The sequence below is a fragment of the Streptomyces sp. NPDC001980 genome (assembly GCF_040296885.1).
GTDB lineage: Bacteria > Actinomycetota > Actinomycetes > Streptomycetales > Streptomycetaceae > Streptomyces.
This window is the reverse complement of sequence record NZ_JBEOYD010000010.1, coordinates 187,388-201,116: the sequence shown is the minus strand read 5'-3', so window position 1 is coordinate 201,116 and position 13,729 is coordinate 187,388. Positions and strand designations below refer to the sequence as shown.

Genomic DNA, 13,729 nt, shown 5'->3' with positions numbered 1-13,729 from the left:
GCTAACGCCGTTAGCCCTACCGTTGTGGCTAACGGCGTTAGCTGAATATTGCCCACTGGAGGCAGCCATGACCAGCACCACCAACGTCACCCCCTCCCTCCGCACCGCCACCACGGTGGCCCGCCGCACGGCCTGGCTGGCCGGTGCCCTGTTCTGGACGGCGTTCGCGATCCTGGAGGGCATGAACCACGGCTGGCTCGCCGGCTCCCTCGCCCTGCTCTTCCTGATCCTCCCGGACCTCACCTTCCTGGTCGCCCTCGACGAGGCGCCCCGGATGGCGAAGGGGCAGCTGGCGCCGCGCGCGGTGCCGTACTACAACGCGATGCACCGGGCGCTGGTCCCGCTGGGACTGCTCACGGCGTACGCGGTGCAGCCCCTCTTCTCCTGGCCCCCGGCGTTCGCCGCGCTCTGCGGCTGGCTGGCCCACATCTCGTACGATCGCGCCTTCGGGTACGGGCTGCGGACGAAGGAGGGCTTCCAGCGTGACTGACGCGACCCACGTGACCCACGTGACGGACCGGCTGACGCCGAGGGCGCGGGAGATCGTGGCGGCGGCCCGGGACCTGCTGGAGGAGTCCGGCCCCGCCGTCCTCACCATGCGCACCCTCGCCGACCGCCTCGGCATCAAGGCGCCGTCGCTCTACAAGCACTTCCCCGACAAGCACGCCGTGGAGGTCGAACTCACCGCGCGGATGCTGGAGGAGTCGGCCGAGGCACTGGAGGCGGCGGAGGCGGCGGAGTCCCGCACCCCCGGTTCGCTGGAGGCGCTGGCCAGGGCCTACCGCATGTACGCGCTGACCCACCCCCACCTCTACTGCCTGGCCACGGAACGCCCCCTCCCGCGTGCCGCGCTGCCCGCCGGCCTGGAGGACCGGGCGGCCGCGCCGTTGCTGCGGGCCTGCGGCGGCGACCTGGACCTGGCCCGCGCCACCTGGGCGTTCGCCCACGGCATGGTGGTCCTGGAGATCCACGGCCGCTTCCCGGAGGACGCCGACCTGGACGCGGCATGGAAACGGGGCCTGAAGTCGTTGCACCCTTAGCGCAAGGGGGTGCCGAAGGTGGCTGAACACGCACGGTGGACACGAGCACGGCTGGGTCGCTGCGGCCCGCCGCTCGACATGCTGACGGCCCGCTTCGACAAACACGTGTACGCCCCGCACGCGCACGCCGAGTTCACGATCGGAGTGTGCGTCGACGGCTCCGAGGTGATCGCCTACCGGGGCGGCCACATCCACACCGGCCCCGGCTCCATCGTCGTCCTGGCCCCCGGCGAGATGCACACCGGCGGCCCGGCCACCCCGACCGACGGTTACGCCTACCGCGCCCTGTACGCGGACCCGTCCCTGCTGGCGGACGGCACCCTGGACGCCGTACCGCACTTCCGGGACCCGGTCGTCGACGACCCGGAACTGGCCGCGGCCTTCCGCCAGGCCCACACCGAGCTGGCCGCCTGCCCGGACCCCCTGGAGGCCGAGACCCGCCTCCCCTGGCTGCTGACCGCTCTGTCCCACCGCCACTCCACGGCGCGACCGGCGAGGGACGAGATCCCCGGCGCCCACGGCATATCCCTCCTCGTCCGGGACCGCCTCGCCGACGAACTCACCTCCCCGCCGACCCTCGCCGACCTGGCGGCCGACCTCGGCCTCTCCCGCTACCAGCTCCTGCGGGCCTTCCGTACGACGATGGGCGTCCCGCCGTACGCCTGGCTGGCCCAGTACCGGGTGAACCGCGCCCGCGGCCTGCTGGAGGCGGGCCTGCGCCCCGCGGAGGCGGCCACGCTGGTGGGCTTCGCGGACCAGGCCCACATGACCCGCTGGTTCCGCCGGGTGCTGGGGGTGACCCCGGCGGCCTACCGCAACAGCGTTCAAGACGCGGCACGGTACTGACAGCGAAGCTGTCCGCATGACTGCACGCGGCTGGTTCCTGTTCTCCCTCATGGGAGTGATCTGGGGCATCCCCTATCTGATGATCAAGGTGGCGGTGGACGAGGTGTCCCCGTCGACGGTGGTGTTCGCGCGGTGCGCGGTGGGCGCCCTGCTCCTCCTCCCCCTGGCGATCCGCCAGGGCGGCCTGTTCCTCACCATCCGCACCCACTGGCGCCCGATGCTGGCCTTCGCGTGCATAGAGATCATGGGCCCGTGGTTCACGCTCACCGACGCGGAACGCCACCTGTCCAGCTCCACGGCGGGCCTGCTGATAGCGGGCGTACCGATCGTCGGCGTGGTGGCGGCGCGGTACTTCGGCGGCGAGCGCGAGCACCTGGGCGTACGCCGGATCGCGGGCCTCCTGATCGGCCTCGCGGGAGTGGGCGTCCTGACCGTCCCCCATCTGACCGGCGGCGACGCCCGCTCGCTGGGCGAAGTCCTGTTGACGGTGATCGGCTACGCGACGGCGCCCCTGATAGCCGCCCGCCGCCTGAAGGACGTCCCGACGCTGCAGCTGATAGCACCGTGCCTGACCCTGGCGACCTTGGTCTACGCGCCGGCCGCAGCGGCCACCTGGCCTTCCGCCATGCCCTCGACGAACGCGCTGCTCTCCCTCCTCGCCCTGGGCGTCCTGTGCACGGCGGTGGCCTTCGTGGCCTTCCTGGAGCTGATCAAGGAGATAGGGCCGACCCGCTCGACGGTGATCACGTACGTCAACCCGGCGGTGGCGGTGGCGGCGGGTGCCCTCTTCCTGGGCGAGAGCTTCACCCCGACGATCGCCGTGTCCTTCGCGCTGATCCTGACGGGGTCGGTGCTGGCGACGATGGCCTCGGCACCGAAGGGGGCGGCACGCCGGGTAGCATGGTCGACACGGCAGACGAGCCGGGCGGACGGCCGCGTGGAGTCCCCTTAGGGGGCTTCCCGAGGAACGTCCGGGCTCCACAGGGCAGGGTGGTGGCTAACGGCCACCCGAGGCGACTCGCGGGACAGTGCCACAGAAAGCAGACCGCCCAGCGCTCAGGCGCTGGGTAAGGGTGAAACGGTGGTGTAAGAGACCACCAGTGCCCAGGGCGACCTGGGCAGCTAGGTAAACCCCACCCGGAGCAAGGTCAAGAGGAAACACCCCGGTGTTTCTGCGCGGACGTTCGAGGGCTGCCCGCCCGAGTCCGCGGGTAGACCGCACGAGGCCGGTGGCAACACCGGCCCTAGATGGATGGCCGTCGCCCCGGCTCCCGCGAGGGACCGGGGTACAGAACCCGGCGTACAGCCCGACTCGTCTGCCGCTACATGCAGCTTTTCCTTGAAGCCAGCGAAAAGTCCCTGGCATTTGGATTGCCCTCTGCTCGGCGGGACCAGGTGGCCACGGTGCCGATCACTGGGGGAACGCGCTACCCCGCAGGCTGAGACGAGTTGCCGCGCGGCCGCTGTGGGAACGGGTCCTGTGCGGCCGCAGTCGCGAGAGACGTGGAGTCTCGCGACTGCAGCCCGGCGCGCCTGCCGATCTTTGCCGTCCCTTGGTGTCACCCATACCTCCCGCATAACCGCCCTCCATAGTCTCTTGGGTTGGCATGTGCACAGAGTGAAGTACGGGGGTGGGCGGCATGTCGGACCTGAAGAAGGAAGCCGCATCCATGCACAAGGCGTCCTCGGGGCTGCGTGGCGTGGGGCATCACACGGCGAAGCCGTTGCAGCAGTTCGAGGCGCAGTCCCATGACCTGGGCGCGCTGGGAGCACTCGGCTCATTGCTGGGGGCGAAGGGTGAGATAGAGCAGGGCATGACCACCCTGGCCAAGCTCACCAAGCAGCTGGGCGAGGAGTGGGACGCGGAGGCGAAGCTGATCGGCGAGGTTTCCGATGCCTTCGATCTGCTGGACGTGTTGATCGCGGCCGCGGCCCAGGAAAAGAAGGGCTGACCCGGGCGTGGTCGACCTCAACCCTTTGCACTACATCAGCAAGTTCAATCACATGTTCGGCGACTCGGTCGCCAGTGGTCTTGAGTTCCTGGGCATCTCGGATCCGGCGGTGGACCCGGACGGGGTGCGGGAGATCGCGAAGAAGTGGCGGAGCCTGGCCTCGGGACTGGACGACGCCGCGACCGCGGCCGAGCGGGCGCTGCGGGGCGTGGCGTGGGAGGGCAAGACCGCCAAGGCGTTCGACAAGCGTTCCAAGGCGGCCCGTAAGCAGGCCACGGAGATGGCGCACGCGCTGCGTGAGGGTGCCGAGGCGCTGGACGACTTCGCGGACAAGGCGCACGAGTTGCTGTCCGAGATCGGCGTGATGCTGGCGGAGATCGCCGAGTTCGAGATCGCGGGACTGGCGCTGTCGGTGCTGACCGCGGGCGCCTCGGACGTGGCCGCCACGCTGATGGCGGGCGAGCGGGCGCTGAAGGTGGTGGCGCTGGTCGGCCGGATCGAGGAGGAGGGCACCGCCCTCGGGACCGCCGTGCGCGGGATCATGGAGGTCATCCGGGACGTGGAGCGGGCGCTGAAGGCGCTCAAGGAGATCCGCGGGGTCGCCGAGGTCGCCAAGCTGGCCAAGCAGGGCGCGGCCTTCTCCGCGTTCACCACGCTGCTGGAGGATCCCGGCGCGTTCAAGGACCCGGAGAAACTGGCCGGCGTCCTCGCCGAGGGCGCGCTGATGGGCGTCGGGTTCGGGGTGCTGGGCAAGGCGCTGGGCAAGGGGCTCAAGGCGCTGGGGCCGGCGGCGCTGGCAAGGCTCAGCAAGTCGATGGGGCTGGACTGCGCCGCGTTCGAACGGCTGAAGCTGAACCCGGGCTTCAACAAGCTGCCCGCTTCGGTCCGCAACATGGTCAAGACGTTCGTGCGGGACCCGATCGACGTGGCCACCGGCGACATGGCCCTGCCCCGCACCGACGTGATCCTTCCGGGCGTGTTGCCGTTGGTCCTGGAGCGCACGCACGTATCGTCCTACCGCCATGGTGGCTGGTTCGGCCCCACTTGGGCCTCCACCCTCGACCAGCGCGTCCAGGCCGACGACGAGGGCTTCGTCTACGCGGCCGCGGACGGCGCACGTCTCTGCTTCCCGGTCCCTGGCCCCGACACCGGCGAACCCGTCCGACCGGACACCCCCGGCTCCCGCCTGCTGCTGTCCTGGGACACCGAGACCGACGGCGGTATCCGCGTCCATGACCCCGACGCGGGCCTGGACCACGTCTTCCACAGCCCTGTGCCCGCGGCCGACGGCATGGCCGTCGACCTGCCGTTGCAGTACATCCAGGACCGCAACGGCAACCGCGTCACCATCGAGTACAAGGCGGGTGACATCCCCGGAGCCGTCGTCCACTCCGGCGGCTACCGCATCGTTCTCGACCACGACCCCGCTCGCTCCCGCATCACCGGCCTGCGCCTGACGGACCCCGCCCACCCGGACCGGCCCGGCACCACCCTGGTCACCTTCGGCTACGAGGACGGCCACCTCACCGAGGAGACCAACTCCTCTGGCCTGCCACGGCGTTACACCTACGACCCCGAAGGCCGCATCACCTCTTGGACCGACCGCAACAACACGACCTACTGGTACCGGTACGACGACCGAGGCCGAGTCACCGCCACCGGCGGCACCGGAGGCGCCCTCGCCTCCACCCTCGCGTACGACGAGGCATCACGCACGACCCGCGTCACCGACTCCCTCGGCCACGTCCGCACCTACGAACACAACGAGGCGCTGCGCCTGATCCGTGAAACGGACCCGCTCGGCAACTCCACCCGCCAGGAGTGGGACGACGACCTCCAACTCCTCTCGGAGACGGACCCGCTCGGCCGCACCGTCCGCTACGAACGGGACGAGAACGGGCGGGTCGTCTCCGCCGGCCGACCGGACGGCCGGACGGCTCAAGTCGTCTACGGCGACCTGGGGCTGCCGGTCACCGTCGTCGGTACGGACGGCAGGCAGTGGGACTGTGCATACGACGAGCGCGGAAATCTGACCTCGGCCACAGCCCCGTCGGGAGCCGTGAGGAAGTCCGTCTACGACCGAGCCGGCCGCCTCACCAGCGTCACCGACGCACTCGGGCACACCACCCGCGTCCACTCCAACGCCGCCGGAGTTCCCGAACACATCACCGACCCGTGCGGAGCTTCGACCTGGCACACGCTGGACGCGTTCGGCCGTCCCGTCACACTCACCGACCCGCTCGGCAACGTGACTCGCCTGGAGTGGACCGTCGAGGGGAAGCTGGCTCGCAGCATTACCGCGGACGGCACCACCGAGTCGTGGACCTACGACGACCAGGGAAACCGCACCGGCCACACCGATGCCGTGGGCGCCGTCTCCCGCTTCGAGTACACGTACTTCGACCTGTTGTCGGCGCGTACCGGCCCGGACGGCGTTCGGTACACCTTCGCCTACGACACCGAGTTGCGCCTGACCGGGGTCACCAACCCCCAGGGTCTGACCTGGAGGTACGAGCGCGACGCCGCCGGACGGCTGGTCACGGAGACAGATTTCGACGGCCGCACCCTGACCTACACCTACGATGCGGCGGGCCAGCTCACCAGTCGCACCAACGTGCTCGGCGAGACGATCCGCTTCGAACGTGACGTACTGGGCCGCACAACCCTCAAGGACGTGGCCGGCCGGCACACCACCTACGCGTACGACCTGACCGATCAGCTTGCCCGGGCCACCGGTACGGACGGCACCACCCTCACGCTGCTCAACGACCGCGATGGACGCCTGAGCTCGGAGACGGTCAACGGCCGCACTCAGACCTACACCTACGACATCCTGGGCCGCCGGACCAGCCGCACCACCCCCACCGGCGCCACCACCACCTGGTCCTACGACGCCACCGGCCGCCCCACCGGGATGCAGGTCTCCGGCCGCAGTATCGACTTCGCCTACGACGAAGCAGGCCGGGAACTGATGCGCCGCATCGGCGGGACAGCCACCCTTGAACACGGCTTCGACGCCCTGGGCCGCCTGACCACCCAGTCGGTGACCCGAGCGGACGGCCGCACGCTACAGCACCGGGCCTACAGCTACCGAGCCGACGGCTATGTGACCAGCATCGACGATCAGCTCAACGGCACCCGCCACTTCGACCTCGACCCGACCGGCCGCGTCACCGCAGTCCACGCCCACGACTGGACCGAGACCTACGCCTACGACAGCGCCGGCAACCAGACACACGCCACCTGGCCCGCCCAACACCCCGGCCACGAGGCCACGGGCGCCCGCACCTACACCGGCACCCGGATCACCCGCGCGGGCAACGTCCGCTATGAACACGACGCCCTCGGCCGCATCACCCTGCGGCAGAAGACCCGGCTGTCCCGCAAACCCGACACCTGGCACTACCAATGGGACGCGGAAGACCGCCTCACCCAGGTCACCACCCCCGACGGCACCCGTTGGCGCTACACCTACGACCCTCTGGGCCGCCGTACTGCCAAACTCCGCCTCGCGACGGACGGCGAAACCGTCGCGGAGCGTGTCGACTTCACGTGGGACGGCGCGACACTCTGCGAACAGACCACGCAATCCGCCGACCTCCCGAACCCCGTCACCCTTACCTGGGATCACCAGGGCCTCAAACCCATCGCCCAGACCGAACGCATCACCGCGGCCGATGCACCTCAACAGGAGATCGACTCCCGCTTCTTCGCGATCGTCACGGATCTCGTGGGCTCTCCCCGTGAACTCGTCGACGAACAAGGGGACATCGCCTGGCGCGCCCGCAGCACCCTCTGGGGCGCCACCACCTGGAGCAGCGATGCCACCACCTACACCCCCCTCCGCTTCCCCGGGCAGTACAACGATCCCGAAACCGGCCTCCATTACAACTACTTCCGCCACTACGACCCCGAAACCGCCCGCTACCTCACCCCTGACCCCCTCGGTCTCGCTCCCGCCCCCAACCCCAACACCTACGTCCACAACCCGTACACCAGGACCGATCCACTCGGTCTCGAAGAGTGCGGCGAGGACCTGATCTCGGTCTACCGCAAACAGACCGACCACCCGCTGAGCCAGCGGATTCACATCGGTGAGAACGGCGAGGTGACAATCACCGGCAAGGGCAAGCTCTATCTGAACATGAGCGGCAATATCAAGCACACGTTGGAATACCGGGGTGCCGACGGTCAGATTGTCACCTTCAAGATCCCCGAAGATTACCTGATCAAGATCCGCGAGTCCGCTCTGCCGCAGAACAAGGATGATCATCCTGATGGTGATGCCTTCACCCGCACGGAATGGAAAGGCCTGCTCCAGGAGTACCCGGAAATCTCCGATCCGACCAAGGGGAAGGACCTCTACGGAATCCCGGCCAAGCTCCTCGATGAACTCCGCGACAACATCTTCAAGGGCTCCGGAGATGTCGTACAGGAAAGATAGGATCGCGCGATGATTCACAGCGAGGAGAGTGTCGCTGCCGAACTGGACCGCGTTGGGCAGCACCCCGCGACCGATTCGGCTCCGCCGGTTCTGGCCGCTTTCACTGTCGATGTATTCGAGGGGACCCCCGAGGCGTACGCGCTACGCGTACGTCACGTCCTGTCGGCCGCCCTCCACCTGGCCTGCACGGCGGAGTTCGGCGACGAAGATCTGCCGACGGACGAGTTCCCCGACTGGTTCAAGACGGTCTCCGTCCGGGACGGTGAGGCGCCGCCACAGGAATTCGCCCGACACGGCCGCACCGCGTACGTGGACCGTAGCGGTGGAGGCCCCTGGTCCCTGCAGAACTGGATCTATCGGTTCGACCCGGAAGAGGATTCTCGCGGCTGGGAGTTCTGGGACATGGTCCAGGTGGGGCCGTCGCGGCTCCGTGTCTGGGTCGACAGCTGGGGGGAGTCCTTCTTCGGCTCCCTTGATCTGCTGTGGCTGCTGTACACGGCCGGTGCCACACACGTCGAGGGACCGGAAGTCCACAAGACGGGTACGTGGGCGTCCGAGGTGCGCGGTCGGTGACGGACGGTGGCAACACCGGCCCTGGATGGATGGCCGTCGCCCCGGCTCCCGCGAGGGACCGGGGTACAGAACCCGGCGTAACATCCGAGTCTCGTTCCCGTCCGGCATAAGCCCAGGTCAGAGCATGTACGGCAAGCCAAGATTGGCAGGCCGGGTCGAATCCGGGTCGAATTTCGCCGTGCGAGCGCAGAGCGACGTTCGCCGCCTGAGGCGCCAAACGGTGAAAGTGCTGTGACCAGCGGAAAAGCATCCGGCAGCCGGACACGTCGGACGATATAAAAATATCGTCCGACGTGTCCGGCTCGGTTAAATGCGGATGATCTGGACATCGGTACGGCTCTGTCAGACCTCGCTCGTATCCTCACGCCGTGATCGCAACTCAAGGTTCAGACGCGTCCGGGAGTGACGCAGCAGCACTCGCCGCCTGGCCACCTCGGCCGACGCCCCTCGACATCGGGAGCGGTGGGCGCGAGGACCGGTTAAGGATTCTCCGTCAGATGCGGTCCGTCTGGGACGACTTCAACGGGGTCCGCCGTGAGCAGATCAAGAAGGAACTCGCAGTGGCCCGGGCCCGGCAGGCCGAAGTCACCGCTTACTGGAATCGACACAAGTCCACAGTCGTGGGCCGGTGGAACAGCCGTGCCAGTGCACGTGGAGAAGCCACCGTCGCGGACATACCTGAGGTCGCGGCGCAGTGGCACCAATACAACCTAGTCCGCCCGAAGAACGTCTCGGCGACAGCTCAGAGACGCGGCCAGGCCAGCCCTCACCTGTGGCAATGCCCCCTTGGCTTCGGTCATGAGCCGTGGCCGGCATGGCCCAAGGACCGCATCCAGAAGGGCGCCGGGTGTCCCGAGTGCCGTCGATTGACGCGGCTCGCGGACCTTCCGACGCTGGCTGCTCAGTACGGTGGACAGATACCAGCGAGCGACATCACTCACGCGTCACACGAGAGGGTGCCGTGGATCTGCCGGACATGGGCGGTCGATCCAAGTGCCGGAGTGTGGCAGCCGGTTGAGCACCGTTTCGAAGCGATGGTCAAAGAGCGGGCTCTTCAGGGGAACGGCTGTCTGGTCTGCGCAGGGTACGTGATCGACGACACGAACTCGCTGTTCACCTGGTTCCCGGAAATCGCGGACGAGTTGGATGCACCGGACCTCGACCCACGTCGGCTGCCTACGAGCCAGCACAACATTCCTCGGAAGCAGGCTGCCGAGGTGGAGAGCCACGGGGTGTATGTCACTCTGCCTTGGAAATGCCGTCACGGCCACAGCTGGAAGGCCACAATCCTCAACCGTGTCCAGGGCACCGGCTGCGGCGACTGCTCGACTTCCGGGATATCGAAAGAGCAGGTACGGCTGGTCGCTGAACTCGCGGGACTCATCGACCTCGTACCGCCGGAGAGCCGGGATCCCAGGCTGTCGGACGGTGTGCCCGACTTCGCCTCCCACCGTCTCACTGTCCCGCCGGAGCACAAGCCGGCCCACTGGCGCTACAAGGACGTCGAGGTCGACGCGGTCTTCCATCTGCCTCATGGCGTCCGCGTCGGCCTTGAGTACGACGGAGCGTTCCACCACTCGGTAAGGCAGCGGGACCGCCGCCAGTACGAAAACGAAAAGAGCCGGGTGCTGGTTGAAGCAGGGCTTCTGGACCTGCTCATTCACGTGAGAATCGGCAATCTGCCAGAGATGGAGGCTCCCCACGCTCTGGTCGTGACGGTGCCCGAACGAGCCACGGCGTACCAGCAGGCGAGCGCGGTGGCCTCGGCCCTCTGCGCACGCTTCCCAGAGGCTGCGCCGAGCCTCTCCGCATACCTCAACAGCGGCAGGGCTCAGCATCAGGCCGCTGCTGATGCCTACATCACCGCGGTCTGGGGCGAACTGCGGCCCCCGCGCCGAAAGCCGAAGAAGGCAGCTTCACCGACACCACGCCGCCTCTCGCCAACGGCTCCACACGCAGACAGCCTGCTGTCACCCGTTTCCGAGCCCTACCGGAATCCGGAAAGTCCGAATGACATCCTCCGTGACTACCGGTGCGACTGCGGCAATCCCGAGGTCTTCACCGCTGTCCAGTCCCAGGTTACTTCCGGAAACACCCGTAGTTGCGGATGTCTGGTCACACAGGCCAGGCAGCGTCCGCGACCAGCTGTCTCCAAAGCTGAGACGCACGCCGTCCGAGCCTGGGCTCAGCAGCGGCGGATAGTCATCGGCGGCAGCGGACGGGTCCCGGACCGGGTCACGGCTTCCTTCCGGCTCGACCAAGCCGGGCGCGACGACCTGCTCGGCCCGGACGGGCTGCTCGACGAGGCACGCGTTCGCGAGTGGGCAGTGTCTGCAGGGCGCCAGCTGGGCGTGAGGGGCAGGCTGACCGGAGAGCTCTGGCTCGACTACTCCACGAAGGAGCTTGCGGCTGAGCCGCAGACCACGGAGACGCCGGATCCGCTAGTTGGTCGCTGATCGAAGGAACAAGGAGCCGCGCGTGGTCGGCTACCATGGCCGATACGGCAGACGAGCCGGGCGGACGGCCGCGTGGAGTCCCCTTGAGGGGCTCCCCGAGGAACGTCCGGACTCCACACGGCAGGGTGATGGCTAACGGCCACCCGGGGTGACCCGCGGGACAGTGCCACAGAAAACAAACCGCCCAGCACTTCGGTGCCGGGTAAGGGTGAAACGGTGGTGTAAGAGACCACCAGTGCCCAGGGTGACCTGGGCAGCTAGGTAAACCCCACCCGGAGCAAGGTCAAAAGGAGCGCCGCAAAAAGTGCTCTGCGCGGACGTTTGAGGGCTGCCCGCCCGAGTCCGCGGGTAGACCGCACGAGGCCAGCGGCAACGTTGGCCCTAGATGGATGGCCGTCTCCCCGGCCGCCGCGAGGCGACCGGGTGACAAAATCCGGCGTACAGCCCGACTCGTCTGCCACGTATTTTCGCAGGTCAGAGGCGATACTTACCGAATAAGCAAGCCCTCACGGTCGAATCCGGCCCGTAGGTATCGCAGCTTCTGTCTACTGCCCGTGCGGCATATCCGGGCGTTCTGGGTGCCAATTTCGGTCGCACCTCGCTAGAAAAATCCCAGATGAAATCCGTTAGTCAACCGCAGTCAGGACAAACGACTTGTAACGCCAATTCTGTGCTGTCACAAAAGCATCCACGACCGCCTGGACCATAGGAGGGACAGGGGCCTTAGAGCCCAACTTGTTTGCGTCAATCTTCTGTTCGAGTACTGGCCACAAAACTTCCGCGAGCTTGGTCTTGCTTACCTTGTACGACCACTTCTCGGCAGCTCCTTTGCGGGTACCGTCTCTACGCCCGCCCTCCCATACCTGCTTAATGTCTTCGTTGCGGCCGCGCCGATAGGCGAGTGCACTGATCAGCTCATCTCTAGTCCAGCCATTGCAAGTGTTGTGCACCTGCGAAATTCCGTCGGCGAGTTCTTCGTCACTGAAGTGTGCAAACTCGTAGCAGGACTCATCCCAGGTTCGAATCTCGATAAGTTCATTCAGCTCAGTTTCGCTTGTCCCTGCGCCTTGTGCAGCCAAGCCACTCCTGATCTCTTCTAGCATGAGCTCTCGGGTTCGATCAATTCTCGTGGCCGAATAGTCGTTCTCGGGATCGGCAACGACCATGAACCTCGTGGGCGGTCTGGCCACCTGCCAGTATTTTCCCCCTGGGGCTTTCTGCGTAACCAAGGGTGTTGCCGCAAGTCCAGCAATCTTCGCCAGATCTTTGCTAGTGCCTCCGAGCTTCAAGAGACGCACCAGTTCCGGCGATTCCGGATAACCTAGCTTGCGCCAGATAAGTGGCACGTGAAGAGCTTCGCTTTCACCTTCAACCGCAAAGATTACTCGCGGATGGGGCGAGAGGCCCAAGTGCATCAAGTCTTGGTCGAGCGTCTCGCTCTTGGTGCTCAGTCTTTCGTGGAGAGGATGCCAGGAATATTCTGGGATCCCGGGCAATGGCTGTGCGTGGCCGCGCTCGGTCAGGTCCTCATAGAATCGGAGCAAGATCTCCGCGGTCTCGCGCAAATCCATTGCTGATCGAGCGGCACCCTTAAGATCCTTCCACTTGTTGCGCGGGGCGCGCCGCAAGAGTTGACTCCACCTCCCGCCCATCGGATCGATAGAATGAGCCAATAGCAGCAACTCCTCCGCATCCTTGCGTACTTGCTCGACTGGATACTTGAGGTGCTCGCTCATCGCCCTAGGATCAAAGTCACGTCGGTAGTGATCGTAGGCTTCGAAGTCCGCATTCACCAGGTGTACCCACTCTGGGTCAAGGACTGGCAGATATCGGGCTTCGAGAGCTGTCGCCATGAGTGCAATCCGGTGATACCAGCTGGCCCAATACTTAAGGAAAGAGTTGGGTTCTGGAAGACGCGGATAGCTTTGACGATTTCGATATGAGTAACGGAACTTCGCGAGTAGTGGGTCAATCTTTGGTAGAACGGCGAGCTGATGTTGGGAGTAGATCAGTCCATTCCACCAGTGGGGCTGATTGGGCTTTGGGGGTGTGAAGTATAGCCTCGGCAGGAACGGCTCGGTTTTCAAGTCAAGCAGTCGGCCACGTTCACGGGCTTTTCGCAGTTCGTGGAGAAGAGTTCCCGCGCGCTGCGGTTCAGGCTCTTCCATGAACCGAGGTTCAATTTTCCGGCGGGATGTGACTGCCACTATTGGAATCAGAAGCCCTTGCCGGTACAACTCGCGCAACTTGCGCTCATCCAGGTTGACGCCGCGATCCTTGGCTTGCCTGATGAAATCTTTTGAATCAAGCGGATGATGCTGAGTGAATACCCACGGTAGGGAAACAACCTCAAGCGCCGAAACGTGTCGCGCTGCATCGCCGATTCGGCCGTCCTCTGTGCTTGAATCCATAATGGAT

8 protein-coding genes, 2 other RNA genes and 1 pseudogene are annotated in these 13,729 nt (G+C 66.4%); 10 read left to right on the top strand and 1 reads right to left on the bottom strand.

The features are described from left to right. Positions 1 to 67: 67 nt before the first annotated feature. The 10 genes and pseudogenes from ABT137_RS18030 (at position 68) to rnpB (ABT137_RS17985) (ending at position 11,768) form a co-directional block, all read left to right on the top strand. Complete coding sequence (locus ABT137_RS18030) at positions 68 to 490, top strand: DUF4260 family protein (RefSeq protein ID WP_351709638.1); 423 nt, start codon at positions 68 to 70, stop codon at positions 488 to 490. 31 nt (positions 491 to 521) lie between these two features. Continuing rightward, entirely contained in the window at positions 522 to 1,040 is a 519-nt protein-coding gene (locus tag ABT137_RS18025) for a TetR/AcrR family transcriptional regulator (RefSeq protein WP_502984535.1), read from the top strand. 78 nt (positions 1,041 to 1,118) lie between these two features. After that, positions 1,119 to 1,886: an AraC family transcriptional regulator gene (locus ABT137_RS18020; RefSeq protein WP_351709970.1), complete on the top strand. Its 768-nt coding sequence runs from the start codon at positions 1,119 to 1,121 to the stop codon at positions 1,884 to 1,886. Positions 1,887 to 1,902: 16 nt separating this feature from the next. Beyond that, a pseudogene (locus tag ABT137_RS18015) lies at positions 1,903 to 2,688 on the top strand (DMT family transporter); the annotation flags it as partial. A 115-nt stretch (positions 2,689 to 2,803) separates the two neighbouring features. Next, an RNA gene (gene rnpB, locus ABT137_RS18010) (RNase P RNA component class A) lies at positions 2,804 to 3,205 on the top strand. A 321-nt stretch (positions 3,206 to 3,526) separates the two neighbouring features. Further along, positions 3,527 to 3,838 (top strand): hypothetical protein, encoded by a 312-nt coding sequence (locus ABT137_RS18005; protein ID WP_351709635.1) that lies wholly within the window; start codon positions 3,527 to 3,529, stop codon positions 3,836 to 3,838. Between the two features lie 7 nt (positions 3,839 to 3,845). Beyond that, a complete protein-coding gene (locus tag ABT137_RS18000; protein ID WP_351709632.1) occupies positions 3,846 to 8,282 on the top strand; it encodes a DUF6531 domain-containing protein in 4,437 nt (1,478 codons plus the stop codon). Positions 8,283 to 8,291: 9 nt separating this feature from the next. Beyond that, on the top strand, positions 8,292 to 8,855 hold the full coding sequence (locus tag ABT137_RS17995; protein WP_351709629.1) for a hypothetical protein: 564 nt from the start codon (positions 8,292 to 8,294) through the stop codon (positions 8,853 to 8,855). A gap of 497 nt (positions 8,856 to 9,352) precedes the next feature. Then, positions 9,353 to 11,311 carry a zinc-ribbon domain-containing protein gene (locus ABT137_RS17990; protein WP_351709626.1) on the top strand — a complete coding sequence of 653 codons (1,959 nt, stop codon included), beginning with the start codon at positions 9,353 to 9,355 and terminating at the stop codon, positions 11,309 to 11,311. A 52-nt stretch (positions 11,312 to 11,363) separates the two neighbouring features. Then, positions 11,364 to 11,768, top strand: an RNA gene (rnpB, locus tag ABT137_RS17985) — RNase P RNA component class A. 169 nt (positions 11,769 to 11,937) lie between these two features. Here rnpB (ABT137_RS17985) and ABT137_RS17980 read toward each other — a convergent pair. Continuing rightward, a complete protein-coding gene (locus ABT137_RS17980) occupies positions 11,938 to 13,722 on the bottom strand; it encodes a hypothetical protein (RefSeq protein WP_351709623.1) in 1,785 nt (594 codons plus the stop codon). Positions 13,723 to 13,729: the final 7 nt, after the last annotated feature.

Bases quoted from the DNA above. Each gene is read 5' to 3' on its own strand.
- ABT137_RS18030 (WP_351709638.1), top strand. From the start codon at position 68: ATGACCAGCACCACCAACGTCACCCCCTCCCTCCGCACCGCCACCACG.
- ABT137_RS18005 (WP_351709635.1), top strand. From the start codon at position 3,527: ATGTCGGACCTGAAGAAGGAAGCCGCATCCATGCACAAGGCGTCCTCG.
- ABT137_RS17995 (WP_351709629.1), top strand. From the start codon at position 8,292: ATGATTCACAGCGAGGAGAGTGTCGCTGCCGAACTGGACCGCGTTGGG.
- ABT137_RS17990 (WP_351709626.1), top strand. From the start codon at position 9,353: ATGCGGTCCGTCTGGGACGACTTCAACGGGGTCCGCCGTGAGCAGATC.
- ABT137_RS17980 (WP_351709623.1), bottom strand. From the start codon at position 13,722: ATGGATTCAAGCACAGAGGACGGCCGAATCGGCGATGCAGCGCGACAC.
- ABT137_RS18020 (WP_351709970.1), top strand. From the start codon at position 1,119: ATGCTGACGGCCCGCTTCGACAAACACGTGTACGCCCCGCACGCGCAC.